Source organism: Flavobacterium plurextorum (genome assembly GCF_024638035.1).
In the GTDB taxonomy this organism is placed as follows: Bacteria; Bacteroidota; Bacteroidia; order Flavobacteriales; family Flavobacteriaceae; genus Flavobacterium; species Flavobacterium plurextorum.
Window position 1 is genome coordinate 2871968 of the sequence record NZ_CP100442.1, and the last position, 17385, is coordinate 2889352.

General features: G+C 31.7%; 18 protein-coding genes. 10 read left to right on the plus strand and 8 right to left on the minus strand.

Annotated elements, in window-relative coordinates; genetic code table 11:
* The first annotated feature begins 172 nt into the window (after positions 1-172).
* The 4 genes from NLG42_RS12685 (at position 173) to NLG42_RS12700 (ending at position 3747) form a co-directional block, all read left to right on the plus strand.
* Positions 173-931 carry a glycoside hydrolase family 16 protein gene (locus tag NLG42_RS12685; protein ID WP_257681225.1) on the plus strand — a complete coding sequence of 253 codons (759 nt, stop codon included), beginning with the start codon at positions 173-175 and terminating at the stop codon, positions 929-931.
* Between the two features lie 319 nt (positions 932-1250).
* Positions 1251-1835 (plus strand): RNA polymerase sigma factor, encoded by a 585-nt coding sequence (locus NLG42_RS12690; RefSeq protein WP_257681226.1) that lies wholly within the window; start codon positions 1251-1253, stop codon positions 1833-1835.
* A 50-nt stretch (positions 1836-1885) separates the two neighbouring features.
* The gene (locus tag NLG42_RS12695; protein WP_165768026.1) at positions 1886-2029 is read left to right on the plus strand and encodes a hypothetical protein; all 144 of its coding nucleotides are present in this window, start codon (positions 1886-1888) and stop codon (positions 2027-2029) included.
* 653 nt (positions 2030-2682) lie between these two features.
* Complete coding sequence (locus tag NLG42_RS12700; protein WP_099719792.1) at positions 2683-3747, plus strand: tetratricopeptide repeat protein; 1065 nt, start codon at positions 2683-2685, stop codon at positions 3745-3747.
* Between the two features lie 63 nt (positions 3748-3810).
* Here NLG42_RS12700 and NLG42_RS12705 read toward each other — a convergent pair whose 3' ends face one another.
* A complete protein-coding gene (locus NLG42_RS12705; RefSeq protein ID WP_089056618.1) occupies positions 3811-4467 on the minus strand; it encodes an endonuclease III domain-containing protein in 657 nt (218 codons plus the stop codon).
* A 110-nt stretch (positions 4468-4577) separates the two neighbouring features.
* Between NLG42_RS12705 and bcp the strand changes: the two genes are divergently transcribed.
* Positions 4578-5030, plus strand: coding sequence for a thioredoxin-dependent thiol peroxidase (gene bcp, locus NLG42_RS12710; protein WP_257681227.1), 453 nt, complete (start codon positions 4578-4580; stop codon positions 5028-5030).
* A gap of 61 nt (positions 5031-5091) precedes the next feature.
* Here the strand turns inward: bcp and NLG42_RS12715 are convergent, their stop codons facing one another.
* On the minus strand, positions 5092-6552 hold the full coding sequence (locus NLG42_RS12715) for a TonB-dependent receptor (protein ID WP_089052441.1): 1461 nt from the start codon (positions 6550-6552) through the stop codon (positions 5092-5094).
* A gap of 90 nt (positions 6553-6642) precedes the next feature.
* Here NLG42_RS12715 and NLG42_RS12720 point away from each other — a divergent pair, with 90 nt between their 5' ends.
* The 3 genes from NLG42_RS12720 to NLG42_RS12730 are packed head-to-tail and all read left to right on the plus strand — an operon-like array spanning position 6643 to position 8389.
* Positions 6643-7407, plus strand: a complete 765-nt coding sequence (locus NLG42_RS12720) for an MBL fold metallo-hydrolase (protein ID WP_089056620.1) — start codon at positions 6643-6645, stop codon at positions 7405-7407.
* Between the two features lie 13 nt (positions 7408-7420).
* Positions 7421-7924 carry a hypothetical protein gene (locus NLG42_RS12725; protein WP_089052439.1) on the plus strand — a complete coding sequence of 168 codons (504 nt, stop codon included), beginning with the start codon at positions 7421-7423 and terminating at the stop codon, positions 7922-7924.
* 45 nt (positions 7925-7969) lie between these two features.
* Positions 7970-8389 carry a hypothetical protein gene (locus NLG42_RS12730; protein WP_233207092.1) on the plus strand — a complete coding sequence of 140 codons (420 nt, stop codon included), beginning with the start codon at positions 7970-7972 and terminating at the stop codon, positions 8387-8389.
* A gap of 69 nt (positions 8390-8458) precedes the next feature.
* On the opposite strand, the gene NLG42_RS12735 is transcribed toward NLG42_RS12730, so the two are convergent.
* The 4 genes from NLG42_RS12735 to NLG42_RS12750 form a co-directional block, all read right to left on the minus strand.
* The gene (locus NLG42_RS12735; RefSeq protein ID WP_257681228.1) at positions 8459-9103 is read right to left on the minus strand and encodes an alpha/beta hydrolase; all 645 of its coding nucleotides are present in this window, start codon (positions 9101-9103) and stop codon (positions 8459-8461) included.
* 208 nt (positions 9104-9311) lie between these two features.
* Positions 9312-9638, minus strand: a complete 327-nt coding sequence (locus NLG42_RS12740) for a hypothetical protein (protein ID WP_099720305.1) — start codon at positions 9636-9638, stop codon at positions 9312-9314.
* 4 nt (positions 9639-9642) lie between these two features.
* On the minus strand, positions 9643-10893 hold the full coding sequence (locus NLG42_RS12745) for a dihydroorotase (RefSeq protein ID WP_257681229.1): 1251 nt from the start codon (positions 10891-10893) through the stop codon (positions 9643-9645).
* Positions 10894-10959: 66 nt separating this feature from the next.
* Positions 10960-12888, minus strand: coding sequence for a vWA domain-containing protein (locus NLG42_RS12750; RefSeq protein ID WP_257681230.1), 1929 nt, complete (start codon positions 12886-12888; stop codon positions 10960-10962).
* A 246-nt stretch (positions 12889-13134) separates the two neighbouring features.
* Here NLG42_RS12750 and NLG42_RS12755 point away from each other — a divergent pair, with 246 nt between their 5' ends.
* Positions 13135-14250: a lactonase family protein gene (locus NLG42_RS12755; protein WP_257681231.1), complete on the plus strand. Its 1116-nt coding sequence runs from the start codon at positions 13135-13137 to the stop codon at positions 14248-14250.
* A gap of 151 nt (positions 14251-14401) precedes the next feature.
* Here the strand turns inward: NLG42_RS12755 and NLG42_RS12760 are convergent, their stop codons facing one another.
* Entirely contained in the window at positions 14402-15754 is a 1353-nt protein-coding gene (locus tag NLG42_RS12760; protein WP_089056625.1) for a DEAD/DEAH box helicase, read from the minus strand.
* 210 nt (positions 15755-15964) lie between these two features.
* Here NLG42_RS12760 and NLG42_RS12765 point away from each other — a divergent pair, with 210 nt between their 5' ends.
* Positions 15965-16573, plus strand: coding sequence for a hypothetical protein (locus NLG42_RS12765; RefSeq protein WP_257681232.1), 609 nt, complete (start codon positions 15965-15967; stop codon positions 16571-16573).
* 17 nt (positions 16574-16590) lie between these two features.
* Here the strand turns inward: NLG42_RS12765 and NLG42_RS12770 are convergent, their stop codons facing one another.
* Complete coding sequence (locus NLG42_RS12770) at positions 16591-17355, minus strand: TIGR02757 family protein (RefSeq protein ID WP_089052434.1); 765 nt, start codon at positions 17353-17355, stop codon at positions 16591-16593.
* Positions 17356-17385: the final 30 nt, after the last annotated feature.

The window sequence follows — 17385 nt, forward strand, 5'->3', positions numbered from 1 at the left end:
ACAAAAGTAATCAATTTTGAATTGAGTTTAGTTAAGGATATTGTTCCAAATTTTAACAGAATCACATTGTTAGCTCCGAATTTTTGTCGCAAAGTTTTTCGATTATAAAGCTGCTATTGTTTACGAAATATTCTATTTTAGAACAGTTTTAAAAATTTCTAAAGTAATAGTTATGAATAAAGTAGTTCTATTGGTGCTCGTTTGCAGTTTTTCATACGCACAAGAAGTAAAAAGAAAATTAGTATGGGAAGAAAGTTTTAATAAGAAAGAGATAAATGAAAAATTTTGGAATTTTGAGCTTGGAGACGGCTGTCCAAATTCATGTGGTTTTGGTAACAATGAAAGGCAGATTTATACTAAAACGAATCATGAAATAAAAGATGGTAATTTGGTAATCGAAGCCAGAAAAGAGGAAAATAAATATACCTCGACAAAAATTACAACCAAAGGTAAAAAAGAGTTTAAGTACGGCAGAATAGAAGCAAGGGCAAAATTGCCCGTAGGACAAGGTATATGGCCTGCTTTCTGGATGCTTGGTGCTAATATTGACGAAGTGCAATGGCCAAAAAGCGGTGAAATTGATATTTTAGAATATATAGGCAGAGATCCTCACATGGTTTACACAACGCTTCATACGCAAGACAGTCACGGAAATACAATTAACACCAAAAGAACTGAGTTTTTAAATATTGAAGAAGGTTATCATGTGTATGCTATTGAGTGGGATAAAGATAAAATTGAATTTTTTGTAGACAAAACTTTAGTTTATACTTTTAATCCTTCTGTAAAAAACGAAGATACCTGGCCTTTTGATAAGCCATTTTATATTATTTTGAATTTGGCAGTTGGAGGAAATTTTGGAGGTCCAGAAGTAGACGATGCTATTTTTCCGCAAAAGTTTTATATAGATTACGTAAGAGTATATCAATAAAAAACTAACCGCGAAATTTAGAAATAATGCAGATTTGAGCAGTGTAAATATTTAATTGTAAGTTATTTACACTTGTTTTCGAAAAGCATTAAACTTACTAAAATTTCCATTTTTTTTAATGATTTAAAACAAAATAGAACGATGTGTTAAAAAACTTAACGGTAAAATGTTAATTATTATTGCATTTGTTTGCTTTTTAAAATAATAATTTGTTAAATTTGGTCACAATATTAACATTATAAAAAAGATACGCCTATACAATAAAATTACTTTTTAGAAAATTTACTCCAAAATTATAGAACCTAAAAAAGTAAGTATTATGGCTGATCTGCATATTCCAGACGCTCTATTAGTGAAAAATTATGTCGAAGGCAACGAAGGTGCTCTTGCGACATTGATAAAAAGACACGAATCTAAGATATATGGTTTTATATATTCGAAGATTGCTGATAGAGATATTTCAAACGATATTTTTCAAGACACTTTCATTAAAGTTATCAAAACTTTAAAAAGCAATTCATATAATGAAGAAGGTAAGTTTTTGCCTTGGGTTATGCGTATATCACACAACTTAATTGTAGATCATTTTCGCAAAACTAAAAAAATGCCAATGTATAGAGAAACCGAAGAGTTTTCGATTTTCTCAATTATGTCTGATGATTCCTTAAACATCGAGAGCAAAATGATTTTAGATCAGGTTGAAGTAGATTTAAAAAGGTTAATCGAGGAGCTGCCTGACGATCAAAAAGAAGTTTTGGTAATGAGAATGTATCAGGACATGAGTTTTAAAGAAATCTCAGAGTTAACAGATGTAAGTATTAATACTGCATTAGGAAGAATGCGTTATGCATTGATGAATTTGAGAAAAATTATCGATAAACATCAAATTATTTTGACTAACTAATACTATTTTGAATATAAGCTCGTTATACTATTATAAAACATTTTATTGGTATGGCGAAAATTTACTCAAAAAAAGCAGCAGCTGCTAAAGATTTAAAACCTAAAAAAGAAGTAATTTCTTTTTTGTTGAATTATTCACAAGCTTTAACTGTTGTGAAAATTGAAAATAAAAGTTTTGAAATTATAGCAAATTAAACAGCCCGCTTGCCCAGTCGGATGTTTATTTCGAAAGAAAACCAAATGGTCGTTTTGGTTGAAAGCTCACTATTTGTATGTAAATACAGATAGTGAGTTTTTTATTTTATAAAACTTAGCTTTAATTGACTGAATCAACCTGAAGATTCTAAATTTTAAATGACAAAAAAGCTATTTAAGTCTCTTTTACTTCATAAACAATATCAGATTTTTTGTATAGTTTTATTCGGTATTGTTAAAATTTCATATTTTGATCGGGTTTTGTTTATTTATTCGAGATTTAATTTTAGTTTAGTTAAAAAGTATTGTTTATTTCATTTTTATTATTAAAATATCAAATTTTTATTATTAAAGTTCAAAAGCTGGTTTTTAAATAGAAATGTTAATATTTAAGAAAAAAGTTTAACCCAAATCACCAATAATCTATGGAAAAAAATTACGCTTCGTTGTTTTGTTTGTTGTAAGTCAGGTAGATAATGGCAGAATTATTAATTGATTTCTGCTATGCTTTTGATGGAAGAAGAGTTTTTTGTTTTTTTTAATATGTGTACCAGAGTATATTAAATAAAAGTTTTAGTGTCTTTTTTTTGATGCTCATTCTTTTAATAAACAGCCATTAAGTCTATTTAACAACCAAACCAAACTAACCAAAAATGAAAAGAAAACTAATCATGTTATCAACTTTGCTATTGATAACAATTGGAGCATTTGCTCAAAAAGATAGAATAAAAGAAGCGCAGTCCTTGTATGAGAAAGGAAAAAGCCAAGAAGCTTTGACTATTTTAAATAAAACAGAATATCTTATACTCAATGCTTCTGATGAAGATAAATCTGATTATTACTTTTTAAAAGGAAATGTATTAAAGGATTTAGCTGGAAAAAACATTGATGCAGCTAATAATTTTACATTGGCATCACAAGCTTATCAGGATGTGTTTTTGTATGAAAACGAATCAGGCAAATTTAAGTTTACTATTAAAGCAAATTTGGCTCTAAAAGAAATGAAATCTAATTTGGTCAATGGAGCAATGACAGATTTTAATGCCGGTAAATTTAAAGAAAGTGCAGAGAAAAGTTATAAGGTTTATTTGTTTGATAAAAAAGATACACTGAACTTATTTAATGCAGCATCTTCATCAGTAAATGCCAAGGATTTTGATTCAGCGATAAGATATTACGAGCAGCTAAAAAAAATTAACTTTTCAGGAAAAGGAGTTTTGTACTACGCAACAAACAAGAAAACAAAAGAAGAAGATATGTTTGTTTCGCCAAAAGCCCGAGAAGCCGCTATTCAGCAAGGAGTTTACGAAAAGCCAAGAACAGAATCTGTTCCATCAAAAAAGATTGAAATTAATAATAACCTGGCTTATTCTTATCTCGAAAAGAAAGACTATTCTAAAGCTGAAATGATTTATAATTATGTTTTGGAATTGAATCCAAATTATATCGACGCTTATATAAATTTAGCGTACTTAAAATTGCAGCAGAAAAAAGATTTATCTGATGAAATAGCAGCTTTAGGAACCACGCCTGCAGAAATGAAGAAATATGATAAATTGAGTGCTGTAAAAGATGATGTAACCCGCAGTGCGATTCCGTATCTAAAGAAAGTGCTTACTATTGAACCAAAAAATTCAGAAGCTACAAAAACACTTTTAGGAGTTTACAGATCGCTTGATATGACAAAAGAGTATAATGCGTTAAAAGGCAGTATGTAATTTTTAAGGTGTAAAGAAATAAAGATAAAAAAGGCACAAAGGTTTTAAACTTTGTGCCTTTTTCTATTTTGTTACTTTTGTCATTTCTTCAATAATCGATTTTTTTCCAACTGTTTTTGTTATAATATCTTTTTCTAAACTCCAGCCTCGAGCAGGCGAATATTCACGTCCATACCAAATAATCTGTAAGTGCAGATCATTCCATATTTCTTTAGGAAACAATCGTTTAGCATCTTTTTCAGTTTGCGTAACATTTTTTCCATTCGAAAGATTCCATCTGTACATCAATCTATGTATATGTGTATCTACAGGAAAGGCGGGAACTCCAAAAGCTTGAGACATTACAACACTCGCTGTTTTATGACCAACAGCTGGTAATTCTTCTAGTGCTTCAAAACTTTGCGGAACTTCACCATTGTGTTTTTCAATTAAAATTTCAGACAAACCATGAATTCCTTTAGATTTCATTGGAGATAAACCGCATGGTCGAATGATTTCTTTGATTTCTTCTACAGACATTTTTACCATATCATACGGATTGTCAGCTTTTGCAAACAAAAGAGGAGTAATTTGATTGACACGAACATCAGTACATTGTGCCGAAAGTAATACAGCGATTAATAAAGTATAAGGATCTTTATGATCAAGCGGTACAGGTATAGTAGGGTAGAGTTCTTTTAAAGTGTTTATAACAAATTGCACGCGAGCTTCTTTATTCATTTCCTTATTTTTAAAGACGTAAAAATAATGAATTATAAGTTATGAGTTAAGAGTTGTCGTTATCTTTGTTTAATCAATAATCTGAAATTTAAAATTTAAAATAAAAAGATATGACAACATTAAAAGCCGGCGATAAAGCACCAAGTTTTTCAGGAATAGATCAAGACGGGAAGTCACATAAACTAGCAGATTATACTGGAAAAAAATTAGTAGTTTTCTTTTATCCAAAAGCAAGTACACCTGGATGTACGGCTGAAGCTTGTGATTTGAGAGATAATTTTGAACGTTTTAAAGCTAATAATTATGAGCTTTTGGGTGTGAGTGCAGATAGTCAGAAAGCACAATTAAAATTTAAAGATAAATACGAATTTCCTTTTCCGTTATTGGCAGATGAAGATAAATCGGTAATCAATGCATTTGGAGTTTGGGGACCAAAAAAGTTCATGGGAAGAGAATACGACGGAATTCACAGAACAACTTTCGTAATTAATGAACAGGGAATTATTGAAGAAGTAATCGAAAAAGTAAAAACAAAAGAACACGCTGCACAAATTTTGAAATAGTATTATTGTGGTAAAATTAAAAGCTAGAACAAAAAAAAAGTCCCAATAAGGGACTTTTTAATTAAGCATTTTGTTCTAATTCCGTTTGAGGATGATATCCAAACAAGTGGTGTTCTTTTATAATTTCTGCAATACCCGGCGGAAGCATATGTTCCCATCCTTTTTTGCCTTGATTGATCATTTTTAAAATCTCGCGAGAAAAAACCTCTAAGTTGTGCGGGTCGTAATCTGTAATATCAACCACTTTTCCGTTGAATTTGAAGAACTTGTAAAGTTCTTTCATTCTTGGATGTACTTTCAAATTAGTTGAATTCATTAATTCTCCATTTTCATCCAGCATTGGATAAAGGAAAACTTTCATATCTCTGTAGAATAATTTTCCAAAAGCTTCTAGAATTCCACCGCTTAAGTGTCTGTAATACTTCTCGTCAAAAATATCGACAAGGTTATTTACACCCATTGCTAATCCCATACGTGCTTTGGTATAGTTGGCAAAATATTCAACCACTTTATAGTATTCTTGGAAATTCGAAATCATTACCGTTTGACCAAGTGAGCAAAGTAATTCAGCTCTATCCATAAAGTCACGTTCGTCGATTTCACCGTCAGAACGTAAATTCGAAAGTGTAATTTCGAAAATAACCAATGTATTATCTTTTTCAACCTTATTTTCTTCAAGAAACATCTTCAACGATTTCTCGTACATATCCATGTTTACCTTTGTAACCGGGCGAAAACTTCCTCTTAAAGCTAAAAGGTTCTTTTTGTACAAAATGGCAGCCGGCAAAATGTTTTTTCCTTCAGGATTAAACATAACCGCGTCAGTCATTCCGTTTTTAACCAATTGTAAACTCATCAAACGATTGTCAACATCAGCAAAACGAGGACCAGAGAAATTAATAGTATCGATTTCTAATTGATCTTTGTCTAAGTGATCGTATAAATATCGAAGTAAACGTTTTGGATCATTATATTTGTAAAAAGCACCGTAAATTAAGTTTACACCTAAAATTCCTAGTGTTTCTTGTTGTAATCTAGCGTCAGTTTCTCTAAAACGAATGTGAAGAATAATTTCGTTATAAGCTTCGTCTGGTTCAATTTGGTATCTAATTCCTACCCAGCCGTGTCCTTTAAATTGTTTCGCAAAATCTATAGTTGCAACTGTATTTGCATAACTAAAGAAAAGTTTTGTGGGATGTTTTTCTCTGCTTAAACGCTCTTCGATGATTTGTCCTTCGAGAGTTAACATCTTTTTTAAACGTTCTTCGGTTACGTAACGGCCGTCAGTTTCAATTCCGTAAATAGCATCACTAAAATCTTTGTCATAGGCAGACATAGCTTTTGCAATAGTTCCTGAAGAACCTCCGGATCTGAAAAAATGCCTAACTGTCTCTTGTCCAGCGCCAATTTCTGCAAATGTTCCGTAAATGTTTTCGTTTAAATTAATGCGTAAAGCTTTGTCTTTTATAGAGGGAATCTGTTCGATGACCTTGTCACCTTTGAGTTTTATTTCTGTACCCATTTTATTTTAAATAGATTTGTTACAAAGTTAGTAAATTAGGCTTCTAATGAAAGAGAAATAATCCTATTTTTGTAAAAAAATTAAGTTCAATTGAAGGTCTATTTTTTAGGTACTGGTACTTCTCAAGGCATTCCGATTATCGGAGTGGATCATCCTGTTTGCAAAAGCACTGACGCTAAGGACAAAAGGCTCCGAGTATCCATTTGGATTACTTGGAACGAGCACTCATTTGTAATCGATTGCGGTCCTGATTTCAGACAGCAAATGCTTTCCTGCGGATGTCGTAAACTCGACGCTATTTTATTTACGCACGAACACGCAGATCATACTGCAGGTTTAGACGATATTCGTCCATTTAATTTTAGACAGGGCGAAATTCCAATTTACGGACATGAGCGTGTGTTAGGTAATTTAAGACGCCGTTTTGATTATGTTTTCGAAACTGTAAACAAATATCCCGGCGCACCAAGCGTTAAAACTATCGAAGTCGAAAATGACAAACCTTTTGCCGTTGGTGATAAAATAGCGATTCCAATAAATGTAATGCACGGTGATTTGCAGGTTTTTGGATATAGAATTGATGATTTTGCCTATCTGACAGATGTAAAAACAATCGAAACTGCCGAAGTCGAAAAACTTAAAGGATTGAAAGTTTTAGTTGTGAATGCTTTACGTGTTGAACCTCACGATACACATTTTAACTTACAAGAAGCACTTGATTTTATTAATCTCGTAAAACCCGAAAAGGCTTATTTAACGCATATCAGCCATGTTTTAGGTTTTCATGAAGAAGTACAGAAACAACTGCCCGAAAATGTATTCCTGGCTTACGATAACTTAGAAATTACAATTTAATTATTCCATAAAAATGAAAAAATCCTTAATGCTTTATCTTTTTATCCTTGCGATATTAATGAATGTTTTTACGTATATGTTTTATAGCAGCGAAGTAAAATTCGGGCAGGAAAGATATGATAAAACGACTAAAAAGCTAAGAGACAGTATTCAATTGGTAAAAACGCAATTGGCTGATGCAAATTATTTTTCTCTTGAACATAATGAAAATGCACAAAATTACTTTGATAACAGTGCTTCTGGAGGAAAAGTAATTTTATTTGAAAAATTGATTCCAGTTGTAACGGAGAAATTATTAGATTTTAACGCAAACCCAAAAGGGAATCCGTATACAGGACAAGATCAAATAGGACCAAACAAATTTATTATCAATAAAGTAAAAATTTTAAACCACCGTTGGATTATTGCTGATTACAGCAATGGTGAATTATGGGGAGAAGTCTTGTTAAAGTATTTTGTTGATAATGATGATAATATTACCTTTGAAGTAAACCAAACTTGGTTGTATCAAAAATAGGATTGTGTTATCCTGTTTTTTTATCAATTTAAATTTAATAGGATTATGAAAAAAATATTTTTGTTTTTGATTATTGCCGGAACATTTTCTTGTGCAAAAAAGGTTTCTCAGGATAAAGTAACTTCTAAAGAGACAGAAAAAGAAGCAGTTGTAGGTGGAGATTCAGATTCGCACGGATGTAAAGCTTCTGCCGGCTACACTTGGTCAACATTAAAAAAAGAATGTATCCGAATATTTGAAGGTACAAGATTGAACCATGCAGAAGATGGAAAAACATACAGCACAGCTGCATATGTTATTTTTGATGGAAACAAAGCAGAGCTTTTTCTGGATACTCAAAAAGAATCTATCATCTTAGAAAGAAAATCCGAAGGGGATTCTTGGAAAAAAGATGATCTGGAGTTAATTCCGTGGAAAGGTTATGTCTTGAAAAAAGCTGGAAAGATTGTTTATACAGGACAATAAGTAAAAAAATAAAGAGTAAAAAAGTGAGATGTATTTTGGTATTACCATTTTACATCTCACTTTTTTCTTTTATACCGAAAGCCAATTCTTGAAATCGAAGAAATTTTGTGGCGCAACGCCGTGACCAACAGGATATTCTTTGTAAGTGACTGGAACATTTAGTTTTTCTAAAATCGCTGGAGTTTTTCTAGCCCATTCAATTGGAATAACTTGATCTACAGTTCCGTGTGAAGCGAATATTTTTAAGTTTTTAAAGTCGTTTTTCTCAAAACCTTCTTTGATGATTTCTTCATTAAAATAACCGCTCATCGCCACAACTCTCTGAATTTTTTCAGGATAAGAAAGTGCTGTTGCGTAACTTAAGATTGAACCTTGGCTAAAACCAATCAAAGTCACATTATTAGCATCAATAGGATAATTAGCAACTAATTCGTCAATAAAATTGGCGATGATATCTCTTGAAGTTTTAGCTTGTTCATTATCTGAAAATTTATTCTGGTCTGCATCAAAATTGATTGCGTACCAAGCGTAAGCACCATATTGTAAATCATAAGGCGCTCTTGCTGAAATGATATAATAATTATCAGGAAGTTCAGTTGCAAACGAAAATAAGTCGGCTTCGTTGCTGCCATAACCGTGTAATAAAAGCAAAAGAGGGTTTTTGTCTAAAATAACTTTAGGTTCTCTTATTTTATATTCTAAAGATAGATTCATTTTTTAATTGTGAATTGTTAGTTCTCAGTCTCAGTTTTCAGTTTTCAACTTTGACAAAGTTTGTTGGTGATGTTACTGTAGAAAATCTGTTTTTATCCGCGTTTTGTATGCAAAACTGTATCATCCGAGTTCAAATTTTATACATTGATAAAACAGATTCGCTAAAGCGAAAACGCTGATTTCAACGGTTTTTTTTTTAAAATTTAAGTTAACCGATAGATTTAAACCATTTTTGAAAAAGTTCTCCCACTAACGGAATAGGCTTTGTCTGTCCTTGTATCGCATTAAAAATGCCAAAAGTCCAAAGAATTGAAATGCAGATCCACATTGGAAAAGTGATAAAAAAGCTGTCAAAATTGCTGATAATTGCTCCAAAAGAAATAAAAGTAAGCGATAATCCTAAAGCTTGACGGATATGAAAAGAAGCAAAGCTGTTTTTGTTTTCAGAATTCATAGACATCGCTATCAAAACGCCAATAATTAAAATATAACTGGTAATAGCGATAGATTTTCCTTCTTCAATTGTATTGTTCATTGTATTATTTTGTAACAAGTTGATTTTGATTTAAAATTCCGTACACAGAACCTTTAATTTCAGTTCCTAAAAAGGCAGAATTTTTAGATTTTGAAAGAATATTTTCTTTTGTAAAAGTCGATTTTCCTTCTGGCGTAAAGAAAGTTAAGTTTGCTATAGAACCTTCGGCAATTGTATTGTTTTCAAGTCCAAAAATAGTTCTTCCAGAAGTTAGTTTTGAAACTATAGTTTCTAATGGTAAAACAGTCAATAAAGCTCCAAAAGCACTTTCTAAACCAATAGTTCCATTTTTTGCCGTGTCAAATTCCATTTTCTTGAATTCGATATCAATCGGATTATGGTCTGAAGTAATGATATCGATAGTTCCGTCAGCAATTCCGTTAAGTAAAGCCTGTCTGTCAACTTCAGTACGTAAAGGCGGAGTAACTTTAAAACGAGTGTCAAAACCATCTAGTTTTTCATCTGTTAAAACTAAATGATGCACAGATGCACTTGCAGTTACGTTTAAACCTTTTGCTTTAGCTTCTCTAATTAATTGAACTGATTTTGCTGTAGAAATTGTCGGAATATGAAGTTTTCCGCCTGTATATTCCAGTAAAAATAAGTTTCGAGATATTTGAAGTTCTTCGGCTAAATCAGGAATTCCTTTTAATCCTAAACGAGTCGAAACAATTCCTTCGTTTGCAACGCCGTTTCCTTTTATGTTTGGGTCTTGCGAATAAGTAATTACCAAACCGTCAAAATCCTGAACGTATTGCAAAGCAATTTTTAGCAGATTGGCATTATCAATGCTTTTGTTGTAATCTCCAAAAGCAACAGCGCCGGCTTTTTTCATGTCAAACAATTCTGCCATATCTTTTCCTTCACTGGCTTTTGTTAAAGCTCCAATTGGGAAAATTTCTGTTGCAAAATCATTTGCTTTATTTTTTACAAAATTTACCTGAGACTGATTGTCAATAATAGGGAAGGAGTTTGGCTGCAGAGCAATTGCTGTAAAACCGCTTTTTGCCGCAACGTTTAATCCGTTTGCGATAGTTTCTCGGTCCTCATAACCTGGTTCTCCAAGTGAAACACTGCTGTCAAACCATCCTTGAGAAACATGAAGATTATCGAATTTTACCTCTGTTGCATTATCATTTGGAAGTGAAACGCCTATTTTTTCTATTAAACCATCTGCAATTAAAAGATCAACAGTCTGGTTATGAAACGGACTTTTTGAGTCGATAATTTTGGCGCTTTTGATGATTATTTTCATATGTAGATATTTTGTTGTCGTAAAATGATTTTTGTAAAAGTGAAACGGCTTTAAATTGTCGTTAATCTATTTTACAAATTTGATGATTGCCATTTCTAATGCTAAAAATAACAGTGCAAAGATAACAAACCATTTCCAAATTTGGCTGTCTGTGCGCTCAGTTTGTAAGGTATTAAAAATGGTCGAAATCGTATCTGCAGTTTTAAACTTAGAAACTATATTGGTATTTACCTGACTTAAATCGCTTTCAGATCGTTTGTAATTAAAGCTTAAATTTTCAACCCATTCTTTTTTGTCAAAAATGCTGTAATTTCCAGCTGTTTCAGGAAAATCATTAAAAGTCAATTTTACTTTATTGTTTAGTATCTGCTGAATCGGAATGAAAGAATCGTCAGTTCCTTTTACTTCTAGAATTGCATCTTTTGTTAGTAAAACATCAACAAAATAAGGTTGATTATTTCCTATGGTTAAAGCATTTACGCCTGTTTTCCGATTATTTTGTCCCATTTTATAAAATAACGGAACAATTAATGGTGATTGCTGAAAATTTGAATTCTCTGTGTTTATTGGCGCTGAAAAAACGGTAATTCCAGAAACTTGATTTTGAATTGCTGTTACAAATGTAGTTTGATCTTCATAAGATAAAACGGCTGGATAAGGACTTGAAATATCAAATGAATTGTTTGTTTTAGGGTATTGAAAATTTGTGATTTTATTCTCAAAAACGCCTGAAAACAAAGGATGATCAAAATTGATTTTGGTAATTAATTTATTTTGAGCTTTTAGTGTATTAAATTGAACCTTTCCAAAATTTCCTAAAAACGAATTTAAATTTGAAATTGAGCTTTTTTCAGATGGAATTACAACTAAATTCCCGCCTTTAGAAACAAAAGCTTTTAAAGTGGTTTGCAAGGCTTGCGGAATCTCAATTAATTCGTTTAAGATGATTGTGTTTTGTTTTTCTAAACTATTATAGTCTAGAGAACCAATTGCATAATTATTATAATTGAATTCGGCAGAAGTATAAATTCTAGATAAGAAATTACTTTTTTCAGGTTCTCCAATACTGATTACGTTAGTTTTTTTGTTTTTAGAAATACTGAAAAACAGTTTGTTGTCGTAAGTTAGACCATTGTCTTCAATAGAAACATAACCATGAAAGGCTTCTTTTGGTATCGTGAAGTTGATTTTCTTTTTCTTCGTATCAAAATTGATAATTGTTTTAGCAATTAATTTGTTTTGATTGTATAAAGAAGTCGAAATAGGCTTAAAGTCTTCTCCGTAGCCTGATAAGTCAACGGTTATTTCGTAAAAATTTTCTAATGTCTGATTGATGTAAACACTGTCGATTGAAACATTGTTTTTTTGTTCTGCTTCAGGAACTATGAAATAAGGTTTTTCCTCCTGATCAATATTTTTAATGTCGTTTTCGGTTAAACCAACAGCATCAGAAATAATTACAATGTCCTTTTTATGCGCTGATTTATGTGCTTTTATTTTTGCTATAATCGATGAAAGTTCAAAAGGCGTTGCGCTGTATTTTAAATTTTGTAAAGCACTTTTAGACGATTTAATATCAGTATTCCAATAATTTTCAGTGTTTGTCAGCAATGAAAATTGAGCCGTTTCGGGTGTATTCTCTAATAATTCCTGAACAGCTCGTTTTAGCAATTCTCCTTTTTTTCCTTTTGCCTGCATACTAAACGAATTATCTAGAATAATATACATTTCATTTGAAGCATTTTTACTGTCTTTGGCTTCAAAAAAAGGCTGAGCAAAGGCCGTAATAATACATGTAAGTAATAAAAGGCGAGTTGCCAGTAATAGTCGTTTTTTGATTTTCGAACTTTTACGAGTTTGAATGGCAAGTTCTTTTAAGAAACGAACATTGGTAAAATAAGAGGTTTTAAAACGTCGTAATTGAAATAAATGAACCAAAATTGGAACGATCAATAAAAAAAGGAAGTATAGAATTTCGGGGTGTTTAAAATGCATTCTGGCTTCGATTTACTTCACTACGTTTTGTTTTTCGCGAAGATGCTGGTCAAAAATACAAATTTTTTAGTTGAACCATATAAGTTCATGTAAGAGATTATATGTAAAAAATATTTAAGCGTTCTAAAATGAACTTATATCACTTATATAGTGGAAGACCTTTTTGAAAAATGTAACTTTTAAGGTTCTATTTGTAATAACAAAAATGATATAAATGCGTATTTTAGCGTATTCAAAAAATTAAGTATGAAAAAAATATATCTAGTATTGTTTTCAGCTTTAGTATTTACAGCTGCTAAGGCTCAAAATAAATTTAATTTATTAGTAGGAACTTATACGAATACCTGCCCAAGTAATGGAATTTACGTTTATGAATTTAATGCTGATTCGGGAGAGTTTAAATTAAAAGGTTCTTCAGAAAATGTTGTCAGTCCAAGTTATTTGTCAGTCTCGGCAGATAATAAGTTTATTTATGCCGTAAATGAAAATGGAGCTCAAAGTGCCGTAAGTGCTTTTGGTTATGATGCTGCTTCAGGGAAGGTTACTTTTTTGAATAAAAATGATGCTTTAGGAGCAGATCCATGTCATTTGATTAATGATGATAAAAATGTGATTATAGCGAATTATTCTGGTGGAAGCATTGCTGTTTTTAAGAAAAATGCTGACGGCAGTATTTCTGAGGGACAACAATTAGTTCAGCATCAGGGAAAAGGACCAAATGCAGCTCGTCAAGAAAAAGCTCATGTACATATGGTTTGTTTTTCGCCTGATAAAAAATTTGTCTTAGCGAATGATTTAGGTTTAGATAAAGTTTTTATTTATAAATACAATCCAAATGCTAAGAATGAAATATTAACATTAAAAGGAAGTGTAGACGTAAAGCCTGGAAGTGGTCCAAGACATTTGACTTTTAGTAAAGATGGTAAATTTGTTTATCTGGTTCAGGAATTAGACGGAACATTGACAACGTTTAGTTATGACAACAAAACAGGAAGTTTAAAAGTAATTGCGGAAACTAGTATTTTGCCAAAAGGTTTTAAAGGTGGTACTGGTGCTGCAGCGATAAAGATTTCGCCTGACGGGAATTTTTTATACGTTTCAGATCGTGTAGATGTTAATGCAATTTCAGTTTATAAAATTCTAAAAAATGGAAGTATAGAATTAGTAGAACAGCAAAGTACTTTAGGAAAAGGACCGAGAGATTTTGCAATTGATCCAACTGGGAATTACCTTTTAGTAGGACATCAGTACACCAATGATATTGTTATTTTTAAAAGAGATATTGCAACTGGAAAAATTACTGACACAGGAAGAAGAATCCAATTGTGTTCGCCTGTTGGGTTAGTTTTTACGAAGATATAGTTTTTTTGAGGTTCTGAGGAGCTAAGGTTCTAAGATACTAAGATAAAGAGGCTCAAAAGATTCATAGTTTTACTTTGAATCTTTTGAGCCTTTTATAATTTTGAAACAAAACTTAGCGCCTTAGTCCCTGAGCACCTTAGCGTCTAAAATTTTATTTGTTGCTGTCTTTTCTCTTTTTGTCTCTCGTTTTCAACATATTTCGATTGACAGAACCGTGCGTTTTCTTTTTTGTTTTTGAAGGTCCGCCAAGATTAACTTTTTTATTCTTTTTAGATTTTTCGTGAAAAGCTCCGTCACCTTCAAGTTTTACTTTTTTCATTAAAAACTTAATAGGCTGCTTGTCTTTTTCAGGTTCAATTAGCTTAGACGAAATTTCAACTTCTTCAGGGAAATCAGTAATTTCAAGTTCTTGGTTCATTAAAACTTCGACTTCAATTTTAAATTCTTCCTCTCTAGGAGTTACAAAACTAATTGCAGTTCCAGTTGCATCAGCACGACCTGTACGACCAATTCTGTGCATGTATAATTCTGGTAATTCTGGAAGTTCGAAGTTAATGACGTGAGAAATATTAGAAATATCTAAACCTCTCGCCATAATATCTGTAGTGATCAAACCACGAAGATTTCCTTCTTGGAATTCAGCCATTGTACTCAAACGATAATTTTGAGATTTATTAGAGTGAATTACACCAAATTGTCCTTCAAAATCTTCTTCGATTCGGGTATGAAGCATATCCGAGATCTTTTTATTGTTTACAAAAACTAAAACACGATCCATGCTTTCATCAGTTTGAAGCAAATGTTTTAGAAGATTTACTTTTGTATTGAAATTTGGAACATTATAAGTGATTTGAGTAATTTTTTCTAGTGGTGTTCCTGATGCTGCAAGCGTAACTTCTTCGGGAAAATCAAAATAATCATTCAAAATATCATCTACTTCATCTGTCATTGTTGCAGAGAATAAAATGTTTTGACGTTTTGCTTTCATCATTGCCAAAAGTGCTGTCAATTGCGTACGAAAACCTAAATTAAGCATTTCGTCAAACTCATCAATTACTAACTTTTGAGTATCATCAAAACGAACAACAGCATCTAAAGCTAAATCCATTGTACGTCCAGGAGTTCCAACTAGAATATCGACACCTTCGTATACGGCTTTTTTTTGTGTATTGATGTTTACACCTCCATAAATTCCAAGTGTTTTAACCGACATATACTTGGTTAGTTTTTCCACTTCTTCAACAACTTGAACTACTAATTCACGAGTTGGAACAAGTACAACAATTTTTGGAGTATTGGTATTTGTAAATTTGTATAATTTTAAAAGAGGCAGTAAATAGGCAAATGTTTTACCAGTACCGGTTTGCGCAATTCCCATCATATCGCGTCCAGACATGATTACAGAGAAAGATTTTTCCTGAATAGGAGTTGGTGTAACAAATCCCAGTTCGTCGATTGCTTTTTGTAAAGATTTTGGAAGATTGAATTTTTCGAAAGTGCTCATTTGCATTAAATTTTGTGCAAATGTACGTTAAAATGATGGTTAGAACGCAAGATTTTTCGAATCATCTAAAATTTTGTTTGTTTAATTGTTTGATTTTCAGTTTTTAAAATTGTTTATTCGCGTTTAAATATGTTGAATAAATTAAAAGTTCCGGAGGGATTTTTTAATATTTTTGAAAAAAAGAAGTAAAAAGGAGACCAAATAAATAAGATGGGTACATTTTCGCAGACCAATATTAAATGTAAGGATTTAAATGCTGTAATTAGTTTATTAAAAAAGTATTTGCCAATTGGCAGAGAAATTTGGCTTGACGATCAAAAAGTATGGTTTTACAATTTACCTCATGAGGAAAATCAGTCGGAAGAAAGAAATTTAACAATTATATTATCTCAAAACCAAAATAAAAATTGGATTGAGATTGAATTTGATTTTGATGGTAACTTGTATTTTTATGATGAAATTTTAAGACGTATTTCAAAAGGTCTGGAAACTGTCATTTTGTTAGGCTACTATCAATCTACATCTGGAGAAGCGAGGTTGGCTAAATTTGAAAATGGACAATTAGAGCTATCCTTTTATGAAAGATATTTTTACTATAATTTTCATGATGATAATTTGCCTCCTATAGATAGAATTTATGTTGCAGATAATTTTGGAGTTGCTAATTCACCTATCGAATCACTTAAAAAAGCAAAGTTAGGAGAGGATTCCTGCTTAACCGACTACGAATTTATTTGCCAATATTATGAATCAGAAGGCTATAAAAATGATTTAGGCAAAAATGACTGGACTTATTTGCATTTGGAGCAATTAAAATAATTTATCAAGTTTAAATTCTAAAACCCTTCAAAAACCCCCAGACCAAACAAAGCAAAATCGTATTTTACAGGATCTTGAGCATCCATTTCGCGTAATTTTTGATCTAATTGGGCAAGCGCTTTACCGTCGTTTTGTTTTCGTTCTAAAATACCTAATTTTCTGGCTACATTTCCTGAATGAACATCAAGCGGACAAGATAATACGGATGGAGAAATAGATTTCCAAATTCCTAAATCGACACCTTTTGTGTCTTGGCGAACCATCCAGCGTAAATACATGTTGATTCGTTTTGCTGCCGAATTATTCAGCGGATCTGAAATATGTTTTTGGGTTCGAGGTAGATGATCGATTTCGAAAAATATTTTTTTGAACTCGCTTATACTTTTTTGTAAACTGTCTTTTTCCTGATTTTTGGCAAATACAGCTTCAAGTCCGTTATGGTTTTTGTAAATGTGCTGTAAACCTTTAATAAATCCGCCAAAATCTTTTCCGTTGAATGTACGGTGAACAAAAGTTTCTAAATCGGCTAAATTGTCTTCAGAATGCGACATGACGAAATCATAAGGCGTGCTGCCCATTAATTCCATCATTTTATGCGAATTTTTGATAATCATTTTGCGATTTCCCCAAGCAATTGAAGCGCTCAAGAAACCTGCAATCTCAATATCTTCTTTTTGAGTAAATAAATGGGGAATCTGAACGGGATCACTTTCAATAAAATCCTGATTATTATATTGAATGACTTTTTCGTCAAGAAATTCTTTAAGTTCTTTTTGGTTCATGTTGAAATGAAATATTCAAATAATTAGAAA